Raw genomic sequence first — 17905 nt, forward strand, 5'->3', positions numbered from 1 at the left:
ATTTCTTTGCTTCACAACTATTTGCAATTGCTTCCACAACCTTCATTACTCCTATTATTTGCTGCTAAAGTTATCTTTTTTTATCCAGTAATGCTTTAAAAAAAATAATATTCTGATTTACAATAACATCAATACTAAATCTTTTACTGACATCTTTTCGAGCATTTTCCCGCATCACTTTAGATTCATCCTCATGCTCCAGAACCCATTTTATTTTTTTGGCGATATCTTCAGGTGAAAAAGGATTAGCCAAAACTCCGGTTACATTATCGAGCACAGCCTCAGGACCAGGACCGGCAATACTTCCCACAAAATTTTTCCCCATTGCCAAAACTTCCAACCATGCTACAGGCATTGCTTCCATATGGCTTGGATAACAACAAACATGTGCCGTGGCAATAGTTTTTGGCATTTCATCATTGGGCACTACTCCTAAAAACGTGATATGCGGTCTTATTTTTGGGGTGATTTTTTTTTCCAACTCAGGCAAATACGGAATTTTAGTTCCCGGCAAATTCCCACCTCTTCCGGCAATCAACAAATGAATATCCGGAAAATCATCAATCAAATATTCAATTGATTCAACCAATTGTCTGATTCCTTTTTTTTCCACAATGCTACCGGCAAACAATATCGTGTTGGGTACTGTTTTCACATTTGTCGCATCAAAAAACTTGTTTGTATCGATAGGATTAAAAATTACTTCAATGGGTTTTTCTCCTAAACCAAGTAATTCACGTGTAGTTTCACCAACAAATTTTGACACTGCAATTATATGATCCGCCTTTTTGAAAGAACGTTTTTCCTGAAATGCTTTCCAGAATTCCACAGGCCTGTTTTCCGCTTTTGCAAAATAATGATGGCCTCCATGCATTCTTATGACATACTTTATCCCTTTTATCTTAGATAAAAAAGCCATCCCTAATTCTGAAGTTTCTACAAAATCAATAGGATTTTCTTTATGTACTGCTTCAATTTTTTCAGAAATTGCTCTGGAATTAAGCAGCCATTGCAATCCTTTAATTTTCTTAGGAGCTAATCGATAAACCGTTATACCATTTACGACTTCTTTCTCTTCTTTGGAAATATAATTTAAACCTATAACACTTACTTTAACCCCGTTTTCTGCTAATGATTTTCCCAATGTTGCCACAAATGTACCTACACCTCCATGAGGAAAACCTGTTTTTGGAAATTCGGATGTTATGAAACAAATGTGCATGTTACTGTATTTTTAAAATCGCTTTAATGTTTGATGATGCATTTTTATGATCAGCAATAACAACTGACTTCCATTGTGCCATATCATCCATATTGCTTTTCTGAACTATTTTCTGAGTTATCTCGTCGCTACTGTTCAACCATAGTACCGCTTCTTTGGCAGGCATACTTCTGAAATGTTGAAATTGATAGATTGTATCAACCGACCAATTTTCGACATTTTTGTTTTTTTGATCATAATTTATAAAAACACAAGACTTTCCAAACATAGCAAAATCAAAAGCCATGGTTGAACCTATATTAATGACCAAATCCGAATAATAAGCGGTACTTACCAGCAACGGAATATCTTCTTTTGAAGGATAAACCATACTCCAATCCGTTGACTTTTTAAACAACCAGACCGGCGGAGCTTCTTTAATAAGATTGTTGTATTTCTGTATTACGGAATCGAATCTTCCCGACAAATCCACTGGGCAACGGCGCAACAAAATCTGATATTCCGCATCCAGCCCTTCTTTTATAATTTCCACTGCAATATCTTCTAAATATTGAGGATCGTCTGGAGAAGTCAAAACATCATCTCCGGAATAACAGATAATTTTCTTGTTCAAATCCAAATTATACCTGTCATAAAACTCTTTTTTCGGGATAATGTTTTCAGGGTTTGCATAACATTCAAATTGTGGCGTCCCAGCAACAAAAATCTTTGATTGATGAATTTCAGGATAATACATTTTCATTTCCGCTTTCATGTATTCGGACCAAACCAAATAATTGTCTGCACGCAACGCCATTCTTGCCTTAGGTAAATTATCCCAAGAATAAATCACAGTAGTCGTTTCAATACCTAAATCTTGTGCGGCAGCAAAAATCGTAGCGCATTGCAAACCTCGCTGATGGGAGCAAAATAACTTATCCGGTTTAACTTCCTCAAGCACTTTCTTTACTTCAGTATAAAATGAATTTTTCCTGATAGCTTTCTGATAAGCGGTTTCCAGTTTCAGGATATTTTCATATTTCTTAAATAATGAAGCCGAAATTGTTATTGCCTTGTAAAAAATATTTTTAAAACTGCCCTTATGGTTTGATTTCCAATTAGAAAGAATGGTTTTATTATCCGTTAACGAACTATTGTACTGCAAACGGGAAATGCAGATTAATTCCCGTATAAATTTCTCCTTAACACCTTCATTATATTTAGGAATTTTAATTGCAGATGAAACTTTGGTAAGTTCTTTTATTTCCGTTTCCGTTTCATCATCAAAATTATGAAATAATATTAGTTCTTCATTTGAAGTTCTGAAAACATCAGAATACAGATAGTTTCGGATTCCGACACCATCGGGAAACAACAATATGATTTTATTTTTTGACATTGGATATTTCGGAACTTTATATAATTCAGTTGCCAAATATCGCTTTTTTTCGGCAATACTGAATTGTTTCAAAATCAAATTTCAATCTGATTTTTCAAGTCGGACTTTAATTTAAAACTGTTTGATCTTTGCAATCACCTTTTCCACATCCAATTCATAATACATGGGAAGTCTTACCAATTTGTTGCTGTAACTATCACTATTGGGCAACTCTCTAGCGTCATGTCTTTCAAAATAATACGGACTGGAATGCAAACTCTGATAATGAAAAATCGCCAAAATACCATTGCCTTTCAAATGATTAATAAGTTGGGAGCGTTGTGCTTCAGAATTACAAATGAGGTAAAACATATGTGCATTATTGGTAGCATAATCGGGAACCAGGGGAAAATGAACACCGTTTGCTTCTGCCCAGTCTTTTAAACCAGCGTAATACGATTGCCAAAGCGTCAACCGTTTTTCCTGAATTTTATTCAGATTTTCTATCTGTGCCCATAAAAAAGCGGCTATAATTTCAGAGGGTAAAAAAGAAGAACCCGTATCCACCCAAGTATATTTAGCCACTTCTCCTCTGAAAAAAGCAGCTCTATTTGCACCTTTCTCCCATATAATTTCAGCCCGGTTTGTGTATTTTTCATCATTAATAACGAGCATACCACCTTCGCCGGAAATAATGTTCTTGGTTTCATGAAACGAAAAAGCGGCCATGTGCCCGATAGAACCCAAGGGTTTTCCTTTGTAACAGGAATCAATGGCCTGAGCCGCATCTTCAATCACAATAAGATTGTATTTATCGGCTAAAGCCATAATCGGATCCATATCACAGGCCACACCGGCATAATGAACCGGAACAATGGCTTTGGTTTTAGGCGTAATTAACGCTTCCAATTTCGATACATCGATATTCGGTGTATTTGATTCCGAATCTGCAAAAACTATGGTAGCGCCTTGACGCACAAAAGCAATTGCTGTAGAAACAAAAGTATAACTCGGTACAATTACCTCATCGCCAGGCTGAATGTTAGCCAGTATGGCACACATTTCCAAAGCATCGGTACAGGAAGTCGTCAGCAGCACTTTTTTAAAACCATAGTGTTGTTCAAAAAAAGCATGACATTTTTGGGTAAACATGCCGTTTCCGGATAGCTGCCACGCTTTCACTGCCGATTCTATATAGTGTGTCTCTTTACCTGTGAGATACGGTTTATTGAACGGGATTTGCATATTATACTATCGGAGTAAATTTAGCCTTTTCAGGCAATAAAAACTTCATGAATTGAATTTCATCTTCCGTGCCTCGTTTAGTATAGGTCCGGTCGGAAACGTCAAAATAGGTAATTTCATGTTTTCCGAAATCAATTTCGGAAGCATCTGTTACAATTTTCAAATTGTTTTTTTTGCCGTGATACGTATTCAGATACTCCTGCATTTTGGCAAATTTTTCTCCCACAGCTACCTCTTTAAACTGAAATCCCATTTTATCTGAAACCGAAACTGCAGGAGAACCAGCATAAATTTCATTATACCGCATGTCTTTAGTAATAACCGACCCGACCATAGCCATGGATTTGTCGGCTGCTGTTATAGGTGAAACGATGCAATGTCCTACGAACCAGACATCATTGCCTACGAGAAGTGGTTTTTCATCCAAAAAACGACATCCTTCCAGAGTATCACCAAACTTAATATGACTCCACAATTGGGAATGGGCGCCAATACCGCAATTATTCCCAATAGCAGTCCCTCCGATTGAATCAATGATTGTAAACTGTCCAATCCAGGCATTGTGCCCAATCCTGCAAGGCTGATAACCATGAACATTCACATTATGCTGAATCTTGGAATAATCACCCAATGAAAAAGCATCACAAATAATCTGTACATTATGTCCTATATAACAGTTATCACCAATAACAATACGCTTGGCTTTCCCGTTGATTCCACGAATACTTGCCGTAGGTTCTATTACCGTATTGATTCCAACGATAATTTCTTCAGCCTGAATATTGTTATATTTTGTTATCATAAACGGTATCAATTATATAAGAAGGTCTGTTTTTGGACTGATCAAAAATCTTTCCAACATAAATCCCCACCACACCCACAACTGTTATTATCGTTCCGGATAAAAACCAAATGGACACAATCAGTGAGCTATAACCCATTACTTTTATTTCGCCAACACTGTATTTATAAAGAGTATAAAAGCCCAACAAAACGGCAATAAGCGACATTAACAATCCGAATTTCACGAAAAGTTTCAGCGGTTTGTTGGAAAAGGACAGAATAGTATTAAAAGCCAAGCTCAATAATTTGGAAAGTGTATAAGTTGATGCCCCCGAATACCGTTCGGAATGTTCCACTTCGACAATTGTACTTTTAAACCCTACCCAATTTACAAACAGTGGAAAGGATTTGATAGCATCATTCATTTGCAATACTTCCCGAATAACTTTTTGGTTGTAAATTCCAAAGTTAGCCGCTGAGGAGTCAAACTTTGTATCGGTTAAATAGCTGTAAAGAACCGAAAACAGTTTGGAAGATAATTTCTTAAAAAAGCCATCCTTTCTGTTTTTCCGGTTGGCTAAAACCACATCAAACCCCTCCTGAGCTTTTCGATACAGTTTAAGTGCTTCTTTGGGCTGATCCTGCAAATCGCAATCCATTACAACCACCCATTCCCCTTTTGCATGACTTAGCCCAGCCATAATAGCAGGATGCTGACCGAAATTACGGCTCAATCGTATACTTTTAACCTCTGGAAATTTACCGGAAATCCGTTGCATTACTTCCCAACTGTTGTCCGGACTCCTGTCGTCAACCAAAACAATCTCGAAAGTGGCATTGATTTCCAACATAACCAGATGAATCTCTTCCACTAATTTGTCGAGAATTTTTTCGGCTCTATAAACCGGACTTACAAAAGAAATAACCGGATTCTTATCCATGTTTAATACTAATTTGCTGCTGTTTTTTAAAAATTCAAAACTGTATTCATCTATTAACGACTCGAAAGTCAAAAACTGTTATTCGTTCAATAGCAATCCTAAATTTACCCATTGCCAAATATGAAAACTACTTTCCTGATTTCCTTTAAAATAGCTTTCCAATTCATTTCGGAGTTCTTTTTTATCAAACCATTCCTGATTTTCCAAAGTTCCGACAACAGATCTTACCCAAGCTTGTAATTCATTTGCAAGCCATTCGCGTTGCGGGGTTTGCAACGGACGTTTTGGAGCCAGGGCTACTTCCTTATTCAAATACTTATTGGCTATTTTTCGCAACAGCCATTTTTGTTGCCCATTTTTAATTTTAAAGTCGGCTGGACGACTGAAAACATATTCCACCAAACGGTAATCCAAAAACGGTTCACGCAATTCAGTGCCGTGCATCATGGAAACCCGATCATTAAAACGCAACGCCCTCGGAATTTTGGTAAAAAACAAGTCCCGGTATTGCAAATTCAGTAATTGATCTGAAAAAGGCTTCTCGTAAACAATCTTATCCGATAATTTCAAAAAATCCTGTTGCAGCACGTTCGTTTTAAAAGGCGATTGCGAAACCCCTTGAATCACAGCCCCATTATTCTTAACATAATAATCATAACCGGCCCAGGCTTCATCAGAACCCTGCCCGTCCAAGAGCACTTTCACGCCTTTCGCTCTTGCTGTTTTAAAAACCTCACTGTAAGCTAACGTTGGAATACCTCCGAAAGGTTCTGCTTGTAAATGAGCCATTGCCGTTGCTTTCTCTGGAATTTCATTTGGGGTCAGCAGGCATTTGTTGAACGGATACTCTTTTCCTTTTAGCATTTGCTCCACCCAAAAAAGCTCATCATAACGATCATCACCGGTATAAAATGTAAAGGTTTCAATACTTTTACTATCTGCTTTAAACTCGTGATCAATAAGTGCTAACAATATACTGGAATCAAGACCGCCACTTACATTAAATCCTACCGGAACATCAGCTCTAAAACGCAATCTTATGGCATCGAGTAATAATTCGGTAATATAGTCCTCTTCATTTTCTTTGGAAACCGGAAGCAACTCATTTATATTTTCTACAAAGTCATACCATTTACTGAAATTAATTTTTCCCTTTTTAAATTCCAGATAATAGCCGGGCTGCAATTGTTGGACATCGTTCCAAAATGTTTCAGTGGGGGTTCCGTAATGTCCTTGGGTTAAAAATGAGGCCCATAGTGTTTTTCTGGGTTCTTTTTTTATGCCGGAAGCAAAAAAAGCATTGATTTCAGAGGCAAAAAAAAGTGAATCCTGCTGCATCGAATAATAAAAAGGTTTAACGCCGAATCGGTCGCGGGCCGCAAAAAGTTTTTCCTCCTGCTTGTCCCAAATCGCGAAAGAAAACATACCATTAAATCGGGCCATACATTCACTTCCCCATTCCTTATAAGCATTTAAAAGGACTTCGGTATCAGAAGATGTTCGAAAATTATAGTTAGATTTCAGTTCCGATTTTAGTTCCCGGTAATTATAAATTTCACCGTTAAAAACAATCAAATACCGTTTGCAGTCACTCTCAAAAGGCTGATTGGCAGCAGCACTCAAGTCGATTATACTCAATCGGTTGTGTCCCAAGGCAAATTTATTTTCTGCTAATGCTTCCCCTGTATAGTCAGGACCTCTGTGCTTTTGAGCAGCCAACATTTTATATAAAATCTCTTTTGTTGCCTTACCACCAATTATACCGGCTATTCCGCACATACCATTATTTTTTTATAAGTAAAGTAGCTTTTTCCCAATCCTGCAGTGTGTCTATATTTACGTAATTTTCGGGATTACTTTCGATATAAGTCAGCTGCTTCCCATATAACGAATCTTGTTTAACAATATCGGTCTTCATTATATAAACAGCACCATCCCTATGATAGGCTTTAGGCAAATCCTGTCGTCTGGAAATCAGTTTTTCATCACCGGTAGCAATTTTTAAAAACCCGCTTTCATTGGTTTCAAAAGTCCAGTGCGGATTGTATTCATGAGGAACCGGTAACACACTTACTAAAGAGTCGGCGTTTGATTCGATAAACTTGGCTATGGCAGCATCGATAAATCCGTCTTCGCGAAACGGACTGGTAGGCTGTAACAAACAAACCGCATCAAAAAAATCACCCCGGCTTTCGTAAAACTCGAGTGCATGCTGAATTACCGCCAATGTTGGTGTAGTGTCTTCCGCTAATTCTTTTGGTCGTATAAAAGGGATATTAGCGCCCCATTGCAAAGCAACGCCCGCAATAGCTTCATCATCGGTAGTTACCATTATTTCAGAAAGGAGTCTGCTTTTTTTAGCACTCTCAATGGAATACGCAATTAAAGGTTTATCCCCTAAAATTTTTATGTTTTTTCCGGGAACCCCTTTGGAACCTCCCCGAGCAGGGATAACAGCCAAAATCCTCATCGCTAATACATTATTGTTTTATGAAACTGAAGCGGAAGTGTGGTTAACAAAGAGGCAATCTCTTCGCCGGCATTTCCGTTTCCGTATAACGAGGATGACAGGGCAACTCCTTTTTCTGAGGATTGTAAAATGGCATTTTCTATGGCATCCTGACAATAATCCACATCAATAACATTATTTCCGCGATCGCGTTTATTTTGTCTGGATCCGATATTAACCACAGGTACACCTAAATAGGCGCATTCACGGATACCAACACTTGAATTTCCGATAAGACAATCACTGTGTTTTAATAATTCCAGAAAATCTTTTCCTTCCATATTTTTGAAAAAATGAACCTGAGGCAACTGGTGCTGTTCCCTGAAAGCTCTTATTCCGGTTGATGTACCATCGGCACCGGCATCCACATTAGGCCAAAACCATAACGTCGGTTTGTTTAATTTATAAACCGCCTCAAGGGTCGCTTCAATATGTTTTCGGGAATCTTTATACTCGGTAGTCACGGGATGCTGCATTACGACTAAATATCCCTTGCTTAAATCGGGTTGTGCTCCAACCCCTCCGTATTTTTCATACGGGTTAAAAGGCAGTTTTGTACTGCTTTTTATTTCTTTCGCCAAATCGATAGAAGGACATCCGGTATTAAAAACCATAGCCGGATCTTCTCCCAGCTTTATAACTCTTTCTTTAGCACCTTCAGAAGCCACAAAATGATAATCGGCTAATTTAGTGATGGAATGACGTACTTTTTCATCAATATTCCCGGTCACTTCACCGCCTTGTATGTGTGCCAAAGGAATATTCATATAAGACGCAGCAATAGCAGTAGCCATGGTTTCAAAACGATCGGCAACGGTAACTACAATGTCCGGTTTTAAATTATCGAAAACCGTAGACAATTCCAAAATTCCTATTCCGGTAGTTTTGGCAGCAGCCGTTAGATTTTCACCTTCCAAAACATTAAAAACACGTGCTGCAATTTCAAAACCGTCTTTTTCGATGTAGTTTACCGCAGAACCATAACGATCAAGCAGAGCCGAAGCCGCTATTATCAGTTGAAGTTCCAGTTCAGGGTGTTTCTGAATAGAGGTTAAAACCGTCTTTACTCTACTGTAAGAAGGTCGGGCAGTAATCACTACAGCTATTTTTCTTTTCGGCATTTTTTCTTTATTTCAAGTGCTAAAAATAGCGAAAAAAAGGGAATGACAAAAATGTTATTTGACACTTCAGAGTTATAATCTTCTAGGCTAAATCCGCTTCATTTAAAAAATCCCATTGCTTAAGGTCTTTTTTCAGGGGTTTCCCAATAAGTTCCTGAAATTTCTGGGCATCGATGCCGTAACCTTTAGGTTTTTTAGCTTCCAGGTCATCAAAAGTAAGCAAATGCCCTTTCGGTAAATCCTTATTGACCGCTAAAGATTTTTCGAATATGGATTTTAAAGTAAGAAATTGTTCATTGTGATTTTTATCAATCGGATGTTGCAATGCTGCATATATTTCATTAACCGAAACCACCATATCGGACACTTCATCAATGGTTAATGAGGATTTTGTGTCGGGTCCGAACATCCGTTTATCAAAAACCACATGAAATTCAAGGATTTCAGCCCCTAAAGCAACTGCTGCTATATTGGTTGACGTTTTTGAAGAATGATCGGAAAAACCAACGGTAACACCATAACGTTCTTTTAATTCTTTGATTACATTTAAACCGTATTGCTCCGGTTGTGTTGGATAGGAAGTGGTGCATTGCAGAATGGAAAAAGAGACATTTCGTTCATTTAAAAAAGCAATGGTTTTGTCCAATTCTGCATAACTGCTCATTCCGGACGACAGGATAAGCGGTTTTCCGGTTTGGGCTATTTTATCCAACAACAACCAATTGTTGACTTCCCCTGACCCGATTTTATAGTATTTCACACCAATGTCTTCCAACCAATCCACCGCCAGATTACTGAAAGGCGAACAGATAAAATCCAATCCGGCTTCATCACAATGTGTTTTTATTCCTTTCCATTGTTCCTGTGTGAAACCCATTCGTTCCCAGTACTCAAAACGCGTGGCGTCCTCATAAGAAAATTTCACCCGAAAAGGCTCGTGAATACTGCTTTCTGCTTCGGCAATATGCATCTGAAACTTAATGGCCTGCACTCCGGTTGCTGCCACAGCATCAATATACGAATGTAAAATCCCTAAGCTCCCTTCGTGAGCCTGACCAATTTCGGCAATTAAATAAGGTTTATTCATAAATGCTTTCTTTATTGGTAAAATCTTTAAAAAAAAGTGGTTTTATTTTTTCCAATTCCGATTCCGGCAAATCCCACCATTGCAGGGCTTCAATTTCCTGAATAATGGTAGCCGAAAATCGTTTTCGCATTGGTTTTGCCGGCACACCCGCTACTATGGTATAAGGCTCCACATCTTTGGTAACCACACTACCCGCTGCTAAAACCGCACCATCTCCAACAGTCACGTTTCCAACAATAATTACGTTATGTCCTATCCAAACATCGTTTCCAACAGTTACTTTTTTGGTTTCTTTATGTTCTTTAAGTTCGCCGTTAAAAAGATTTTTATTAATGTACGTTGAAAGATATGCCGTTGGATGATTGGTGGTATGTATTGCGACATTTGCCCCGATTTGGCAATATTTCCCAACAACAATATTACCGTGAAAGAAGTTATTATACCCTAAAGTTGTAGCATACCCAATTTTAATTTTTCCTGAAAAATTGCATGAATCGGGTACAGCATTTTTTCCTTCAAACGCTACATTTTGTAAACCTCTTGAAAATCCGGACAAAAGCACTCCATTCTTATTTTCCGGTGTATTCAAAAAATAATATAAAATTTTTTTTATAAAATTTCTCATCTCAATTTAATCATAGTTAATAACCTGATGCCGCTTCTTTTGACAAACCTTTAAAATGCAGAAACCATTTCCATATTGGCTTTCTCACAAGAACTTTAGCAAAAAATAGCTGTTGAACCCAAATCAGTAATGAATTCGTTTTTACTTTGGCCAATTTTAGTGGAAAAGCTCCCTCTTCCGTGAGGATTTTACAATTCTCAAATGCTTCCTCCATCCATGACTCTAAAGTGTTTCCCATGTGATAGGCATAATTATCCTCTGTGGAGAGTCGCCAAAATCCTTTTTCGGAAACGGGTTTATCCAACAATTCGATTTCACTGTTTCCACCCAAACTGAAATTAGAATACCTTTCTTTGAGCGTATTAAAAACTGTTCCCTTATAACTGGTTACAAAATGTCCTGCTCCAACAACTGCCTTTACTGTGCCGTTTGCAACCGTCAGATAATTATCCAATTGATACTTATTATAAAAATCCGGATTTCCAATACTGATTGCAAAAGCCTGCAAAGCCTTTTGGTTTATAACCGGTGTAAATTTCATTTCTTTCGAAAACAAATTTTCAATCAGCACGTTTGAAGTATTTTGCCGTATTGTTTTAGAAGACGGTGTTGGACATACCGCTCCAGCTTTTGGAAATGCTTCAAAAACGGCATAAGTCCTTTTTTGCCAATCATTTAAAAACAATACATCGGCATCCGTTATGGTAACTATCTGAAAATTTTGTCCCGACAGCCCTTTCAAAACCGCATTGAGCTTACCTATTGCAGTAGTATGAATCAGTTCATGAATTTCACCTTGATTGTGCAAATCGTTTAAATAATCGATGACTTCTTGACAACAACCGTTATTGACTACAGTAAAATACGTTTTAGAATGACAGGTTTTAAAAAGAGAGGCTAAACAATACTTAAAAATGGTAAAACTATCTTTAAAATACCCCTCCTGATTGGGTATATAAACAGGAACAATAACCTGATGAAAAAAATCATTTGGAGGCAGTTCTTTATCTTTCAAAGGATTGAAACCTATTCGCATTATAAACTATTTATATTTTGGTATAAAGCTATCACTTTTTGCTGATTAACATAATAATCCAAGCGTTGCGTTGCTATTGCATCATTTATTTTGGAAATTTCGACAAACCTATCGGGAATTTCGAGAGCTTGTTTTATCAATCCTTTTATTTCATTTATACTTTCAGGTTCTGAAATCAGAAAACCATTTTCCCCATGACGAATTATTTCTGCAGTAACACCTCCGGGATTGGACTGTATCGGAAAGGCCCCCATAACCACTGCCTCCAAAAGCGTATTTGGCATTCCGTCTGAGATATTGTTTCCAATGTAAATCAAAGACTGCCCCATGAGTTCCAAAAGTTCTTGGTGTGATAACCCGTGTCGGCTGTATGCTTTAAAAGATAAATTGTTAACAGAAATATAGTCGATTACGCTTTGGTGCGCCCCAAAAACAACCACTTCATAATCCTTGATTGCTTTAAGCATTGCATGTAATGCTTTAACAACAACCAGACCGCGACCAAACAAATGCTGGTATCCTTTTACCAATATTATTTTTCGTTCGGAAACCGGTTTTTTAAAATGCTGTAATTCTGAAAGTTTATATCCTGTCCCTCCCGGAATTACCCCAATGTGCTTCCCTGTGAATCCTAAGTTTTTGGCAAGCTCAAAATCCCGTAAACAATCCGTATGCAAAAAGTTTACACGTTGTAACACGGCCTGAATTTTGGGTTGATGGTATTTTAAATGCTGATAATAATACAAATCATTTCCCCAGCAGGAATAAACCCATTTAATATCCGGGAAGGCATTCATGGTTTTAAGGATGGGATAACTGCAGCTTTGCATTTCGAAACTATGAATAACATCCGGTTGGACTTCCCGAATGATTTTATCAAGCGCTTCATTTGCAGTTACTTCCAATACAGACTGAATCGAATCATACAAGGATGGCATCTTTTTTTTCAAAAAATGCTCTCCTTTCACATAAGCTACTTTTCTTTTTTTCCAATCTGTAAATTGCGTTACAGAAGAAAGGGTTTCTAATTTCCCTTTACCCAAAACATCAAACCAAAACAACTCCAAAGAAGTATCTTTCAGATTTTCAATCCATCGAATAACATGCACGGAAGGCATGGAAATAAAAAGTATTTTCATGAGCTTATTTTAAAAGTGCATACCCCTTTTTAAAAAGGGAAAAAATCATATATCCGGTTACCGTTTTCAACATACCGTAAATATCAAATAAAAAGAATTCACAACGAAGTAATTTCTTCAGAAAATAAAATTTCTTTGGATGATTTTGCATCAAAGCTTCTCTGAAAAAAAAGAGATATCGGTTTTTAATAAACTTTTTAAGAACCTTTAGGTTAGCCATTTTGTTTTGAGACAGTAACAATATATGTTTTTCTCTGGCAGTAAATTCAGACTGTATTTCGCTGAAATTAAGTTTTGCCAATTCCTGTGACAGCGAAGTGGTATGAAAACGATACTTAATTAATGGCTTGTCAATATACAGGACCTTGGGTTTTGCGTAAAGCATTCTTAAATTAAAATCCCAATCGTCTAAATTGCGTATTGCGGGATCAAACAATTGTTTTTGTTGTGTAAGAAAGCTTCTTTTCCACAATGGTCCACAAACGTAGTATGCAATTTTACCAACATAATAATCTTCAATGATATTGTTAGAGAGAATCGTGTTTTCTTTGATCTTTTTTTTAGTTTCAAAATCAACAACTTCTAATGGAGCAATCACAACATCTGTATCTTCCTGAATTGCTTTTGTATAATTTTCCAAAGCGAATGGATGATAAAGGTCGTCACTATCAAACCAATTAACGTAATCTCCTTTACACAATTCAAAGCCGTAATTTCTACAAGAATTTGGTCCTTTAACACTATTAACAGGGCGCTGATGATATTGAAAACGACTGTCTTTTTTGCTGTATTCCTGAACTACACCGCTAGTATGATCTGTTGAGCCGTCATCAACAATCAAACATTCCCAATTTTGATAGCTCTGTAGCAGAATGCTGTCTAACGTTTCCCTTATCAGATGGGCTCTGTTAAATGTCGGAATTATAATTGAGAGTAACGGCTGTACCATAACAAGGTTTATTTTAGCATCATTTCTTTCAATTTTGTCGAAACAAAATGATAGCCTCTTTTCTGATAATAATATTTATTCAGCAATAACATCAAATCAATAATTGTCTTTTCTTTAAGGGTAAAACCCAATTCTTTTTTAAACAATTGTATCGTTTGAAACACCACTGTCCTATTGATTCCCGGAATCGCATAAAACCGAATATGGTTGAAAAATTTCAGTTTTAATTTTTTATGTTGACTCTTCTTTTGATCTTCATTAAATACTGAAAAAACAGTTGCGTAAAATTCATAAAAACAATCAACTATATCTTGTGTTCCTTTTAGTGTTTTATATTTATTTTGACTTACTTGGTCAAAACGGTAATAGGTATCCGTTTCGTCAATTGATAAATATTCAGGTTTTAACTTGCCCAAAACTCTAATATTAAACTCTTCATCCTGAAAATTCTGGATTTTTTCATTAAATCCAATTTTATCCTTAATGAGTTTACTTTTAAAAATCGGCCGGCAAACATTCCATGGTAAGGTATCACTCAAAACGAATTCTTCCAAAGTAGCTGCAACACTTAGATTAACGACTTTGCGAAAAGGGTAAATTTCAAATTTCAAATCTTCTTTGAACACTCCCATCGAAAAAATCAGCATATCTTTATCCTGATGAACTGTAAAAGCTTGAACTCTTCTTTCCAAGCATGTAGGAGCCATAATATCATCGCTGTCAAAAAAAATAATGTAATCCCCTTTAGCTGCGGAAAGTCCGTAATTCCTACAGGCATTGGCGCCTTTATTTTTTTCTTGAGGCCGATCTAACTCAATAATTCTTGAATCGTTTTGGGCATACTTCTGAATAACCGTTTTTGTTTCATCCGTAGAGCCATCGTCAACAATCAAACACTCCCAATTAGCGTAAGTTTGATTTACAATAGAATCTAAAGTATCTTTAAGTATGGTTGCCCTATTAAAAACAGGGATAATTATGGAAACCAAAGGCAAATTCATTACTTTAATTTTACAGCATAAATCATTCCGGAATTAAACTCCAGTCTTTGTGAAAAACAGATAAATCCGTTTTTACGCAAAACCTCTTCCAGCACCTCAGCTCCTTTATCATGCCATTCCATCATTAAATAATCAATCTTTGCAATTACTCCGGACTCGGAAAGGCTTTCAAAAATTTCATATTCTCCTCCTTCACAATCCATTTTTACAACTGTTTTACAATCTGGATTATCGGCAATTACGGCATTAATCTGGTCGGCGGCATTTTTTATTACCACGTTGGTTTCAACAACATTTTCCGATTTAAAACTGGTACTCATGGCACCACGAACACCCGTATTCCCCTTTACATTTCTGTCAAACAAAAATACTTCGTCGCGATTGTTTTTTCCCAAACCAAAATTATTAAGCTGCGCCACTTTGCTGATTTCCTTGTTAAGCTCCAAGTTCAAAGTTGCTTGCATAAAAGTATCCGGAACAGGTTCAAAAGCATATATTTTTTGAACATTCTCCATTTTAGAAAAGAACAGACAGGAAGTTCCTATATTGGCTCCGATATCGACAACCACAACTTTTTCATTGGTTAAAAAATTGTAGTCATTCTGAACAAACACTTCGTTTAGAATAAACAATTCTTCGTAACTTTCCACGTATATTTTCAACCCGTTAAAAGTCATCAGTACACCATCTTTATAATCGGTAATTTGCAAATCCTGGTATTTTCGTGCAATATTCTGAACAAACACAAATGACTTAACAAGCAAAGGAATCTGTTTGGTAACACCGTATCCGGAAACTGCCTTGGTTCTTCTTTCCTGCTCCTTCTTTTTGTTCTCGATTTTATATCCCAATTGAGATACCAGTTTATATAAGGCTGTTTTCATTATACTTCTAATTTTAATAATTGAGGTTTTATTTTCTTAAATTTTAATGCTTTCTTTTCTACAAGATGCCATGAAAAATAAGCAAATACAACCGAAATGATTGATGCATACAACATCAGGTTAATATAGTCAAGTTTAAAAAAATACATTAGCGTTTGCTGTACCGGAAAACCATAAATGTAAATACCATATGACAAATCTCCGACACTGCTTGACACCGAATTTATGTATTTTGTTGATTTAATTCCCAATCCGATTATTAACAAAGGAATAAATATAAATTGGATAACTGAAAAATATTTTTCCGTTACGATTGATATTATAACGATTAACAGGGATATTGTATTAATCAGAGTACTGTTTTTATTTTTTTCATATTCAAAAACAGACAAAATCACGCCTCCTAAAAAAAACAAGCCTAAGTTAACGAACAAAGACACATCCATATAAAACAGATTGCGATGCAGCTTGTCTTCAAAAAAAACAGTCAACATCAAAAAAGAAAGAAACAAGGTAACCACTAAAACCTTTACAATCGTTTTATTATTTCTAAAAAGAAACAACCCTGAGAGGATAATGTACATGGTAAACTCATAACAAATTGACCAAAGCGACCCGTTTATGGCAGGGCCGTATGGGTTCTTTTCAAAAACCCCGTCTATCGCATACTGCATTCTGTACAAAGACAGGTTATTGTAAAAATACGACCATACCGTTTCATTACTGAAATAAGAGACAGTACTGTTCTCGTATACTAACGGAGCTAATAATATAGTAAGTAACAAAACAACCAACAAAGCAGGAAACAATCTCAAAACACGCTTCCAATAGTAATCGACTATTCCTTTACTACGATTTAAACTTTGAAAAATAAGATACCCGCTGATAATAAAAAAACCTTTAATTCCTATATAGGAAAAATGCATTTGCCCATTGGTAAGTTCACAAAGAGCATCACAGTTTTCAATCCCGGACAAAGGATAGGAATGCGATACAATAACAAACAAGGCAAAAATTAACCTTAAAAAATCAAAATTGTTATTATGCAACATGAACTGTTTTTTTACTATTTAAAAATCAACTTTCTTCTCCTGATTAAAGGAAAATTTTTTAGGAATATTTTTGTTCCCAAAAACTGTGGATAGCGTATTGCTAACCTTGCCCAATATGCTAAATCTTCCCAAATCGTTTTTCCGTATCTAAGTCTGTAATCCCAAAGTAACTTTAAGACCGCAGACACCCTCTCCAATGCTATTTTTTCCATCATGCACCACCTTAAAAGTGCGTCATACATTTTTATACGATACACCCTGTACAACTCTTCGTTTGAAAAACTGTTCTCATCATGCACACCGCGCAAAGTTACCGGATTATCTATAATCCCTGAAACCAAAACCGATTTTAAAGCCATTTTTAAAATCAATTCCGTATCCTCTGCTACAATCAAATCTTCGGAGAAGTAACCTGTTCGTTCAAAGACATTTTTTTTTATGATTAATCCGTCGATGGAAAAATACCCTTTTTTACCCGAAAGCAAAGTTTCAAAAAGTTCTTCAGGACGGATGGATTCTGTTACGGTTGTTAAGTGTAGTTCTTCTTTTTCTGCCACTGTCGCATCCCGGTAAAAATGAACACCTATGGCATTATATACTCCTTCTGCATTTTTATTTTCATTGAAGATTTTTTTATCGTTATCAAAACGGTTTTGAAGATAAAAATCATCCGCATCCAAAAACGCGATGTAATTTCCAATTGCTTTCTTAATCCCCAAATTACGGCTGGCAGAGCGTCCTTTATTCATTCTATTTTCATGATGGTAAATTTTAATTTTGCCATCTGCGCCCTGAAGCTTTTCAAGGATCACCTGTGTATTGTCGGTACTACCGTCATTAACGACCACAACCTCAAGAACATCTTGTTGCTGCAATGCAGACAAAACTGCTTTTTCTATAAAACGTTCTGCATTAAAAGCAGGAATTATAACGGATACTGTAAACATCAAAAAA

At 36.5% G+C, this 17905-nt stretch carries 17 protein-coding genes; all 17 read right to left on the reverse strand.

Annotation, left to right across the window (positions count from 1 at the left end; genetic code table 11):
* Nucleotides 1-70: 70 nt before the first annotated feature.
* Nucleotides 71-1222 (reverse strand): glycosyltransferase family 4 protein, encoded by a 1152-nt coding sequence (locus FCR2A7T_RS05295; protein ID WP_023570257.1) that lies wholly within the window; start codon nt 1220-1222, stop codon nt 71-73.
* A 1-nt stretch (nt 1223) separates the two neighbouring features.
* Nucleotides 1224-2636, reverse strand: coding sequence for a hypothetical protein (locus FCR2A7T_RS14715; protein ID WP_131473113.1), 1413 nt, complete (start codon nt 2634-2636; stop codon nt 1224-1226).
* A gap of 75 nt (nt 2637-2711) precedes the next feature.
* On the reverse strand, nt 2712-3824 hold the full coding sequence (rffA, locus tag FCR2A7T_RS05305; protein WP_035117398.1) for a dTDP-4-amino-4,6-dideoxygalactose transaminase: 1113 nt from the start codon (nt 3822-3824) through the stop codon (nt 2712-2714).
* Between the two features lies 1 nt (nt 3825).
* Nucleotides 3826-4626, reverse strand: a complete 801-nt coding sequence (locus FCR2A7T_RS05310; protein ID WP_035117401.1) for an acyltransferase — start codon at nt 4624-4626, stop codon at nt 3826-3828.
* The gene (locus FCR2A7T_RS05315; protein WP_035117544.1) at nt 4610-5548 is read right to left on the reverse strand and encodes a glycosyltransferase family 2 protein; all 939 of its coding nucleotides are present in this window, start codon (nt 5546-5548) and stop codon (nt 4610-4612) included. Before FCR2A7T_RS05315 ends, FCR2A7T_RS05310 begins: the two co-directional genes overlap by 17 nt.
* Before the next feature lie 78 nt (nt 5549-5626).
* Nucleotides 5627-7327: an asparagine synthase (glutamine-hydrolyzing) gene (asnB, locus tag FCR2A7T_RS05320; protein WP_023570262.1), complete on the reverse strand. Its 1701-nt coding sequence runs from the start codon at nt 7325-7327 to the stop codon at nt 5627-5629.
* A 4-nt stretch (nt 7328-7331) separates the two neighbouring features.
* Nucleotides 7332-8018, reverse strand: coding sequence for an acylneuraminate cytidylyltransferase family protein (locus FCR2A7T_RS05325; RefSeq protein ID WP_023570263.1), 687 nt, complete (start codon nt 8016-8018; stop codon nt 7332-7334).
* Nucleotides 8019-8020: 2 nt separating this feature from the next.
* Nucleotides 8021-9178: a UDP-N-acetylglucosamine 2-epimerase gene (neuC, locus tag FCR2A7T_RS05330; protein WP_023570264.1), complete on the reverse strand. Its 1158-nt coding sequence runs from the start codon at nt 9176-9178 to the stop codon at nt 8021-8023.
* Between the two features lie 82 nt (nt 9179-9260).
* Complete coding sequence (locus tag FCR2A7T_RS05335; protein WP_035117403.1) at nt 9261-10265, reverse strand: N-acetylneuraminate synthase family protein; 1005 nt, start codon at nt 10263-10265, stop codon at nt 9261-9263.
* On the reverse strand, nt 10258-10854 hold the full coding sequence (locus FCR2A7T_RS14720) for a CatB-related O-acetyltransferase (protein WP_240471512.1): 597 nt from the start codon (nt 10852-10854) through the stop codon (nt 10258-10260). Before FCR2A7T_RS14720 ends, FCR2A7T_RS05335 begins: the two co-directional genes overlap by 8 nt.
* Before the next feature lie 52 nt (nt 10855-10906).
* Nucleotides 10907-11926, reverse strand: coding sequence for a glycosyltransferase family 2 protein (locus FCR2A7T_RS05345; protein ID WP_035117404.1), 1020 nt, complete (start codon nt 11924-11926; stop codon nt 10907-10909).
* The gene (locus FCR2A7T_RS05350; RefSeq protein ID WP_023570268.1) at nt 11926-13065 is read right to left on the reverse strand and encodes a glycosyltransferase; all 1140 of its coding nucleotides are present in this window, start codon (nt 13063-13065) and stop codon (nt 11926-11928) included. The genes FCR2A7T_RS05345 and FCR2A7T_RS05350 overlap by 1 nt, the downstream gene beginning before the upstream one ends.
* Before the next feature lie 4 nt (nt 13066-13069).
* The gene (locus FCR2A7T_RS14725) at nt 13070-14014 is read right to left on the reverse strand and encodes a glycosyltransferase family 2 protein (protein ID WP_051369510.1); all 945 of its coding nucleotides are present in this window, start codon (nt 14012-14014) and stop codon (nt 13070-13072) included.
* An 8-nt stretch (nt 14015-14022) separates the two neighbouring features.
* Entirely contained in the window at nt 14023-15015 is a 993-nt protein-coding gene (locus FCR2A7T_RS14970) for a glycosyltransferase family 2 protein (protein WP_023570270.1), read from the reverse strand.
* On the reverse strand, nt 15015-15899 hold the full coding sequence (locus tag FCR2A7T_RS05365; RefSeq protein WP_035117405.1) for an FkbM family methyltransferase: 885 nt from the start codon (nt 15897-15899) through the stop codon (nt 15015-15017). Before FCR2A7T_RS05365 ends, FCR2A7T_RS14970 begins: the two co-directional genes overlap by 1 nt.
* Complete coding sequence (locus tag FCR2A7T_RS05370) at nt 15899-16951, reverse strand: acyltransferase family protein (protein ID WP_023570271.1); 1053 nt, start codon at nt 16949-16951, stop codon at nt 15899-15901. Before FCR2A7T_RS05370 ends, FCR2A7T_RS05365 begins: the two co-directional genes overlap by 1 nt.
* Nucleotides 16952-16965: 14 nt before the next feature.
* Nucleotides 16966-17898, reverse strand: coding sequence for a glycosyltransferase family 2 protein (locus FCR2A7T_RS05375; RefSeq protein WP_023570272.1), 933 nt, complete (start codon nt 17896-17898; stop codon nt 16966-16968).
* Between the last annotated feature and the right edge of the window lie 7 nt (nt 17899-17905).

It is taken from the genome of Flavobacterium cauense R2A-7 (genome assembly GCF_000498475.1).
GTDB lineage: Bacteria > Bacteroidota > Bacteroidia > Flavobacteriales > Flavobacteriaceae > Flavobacterium > Flavobacterium cauense.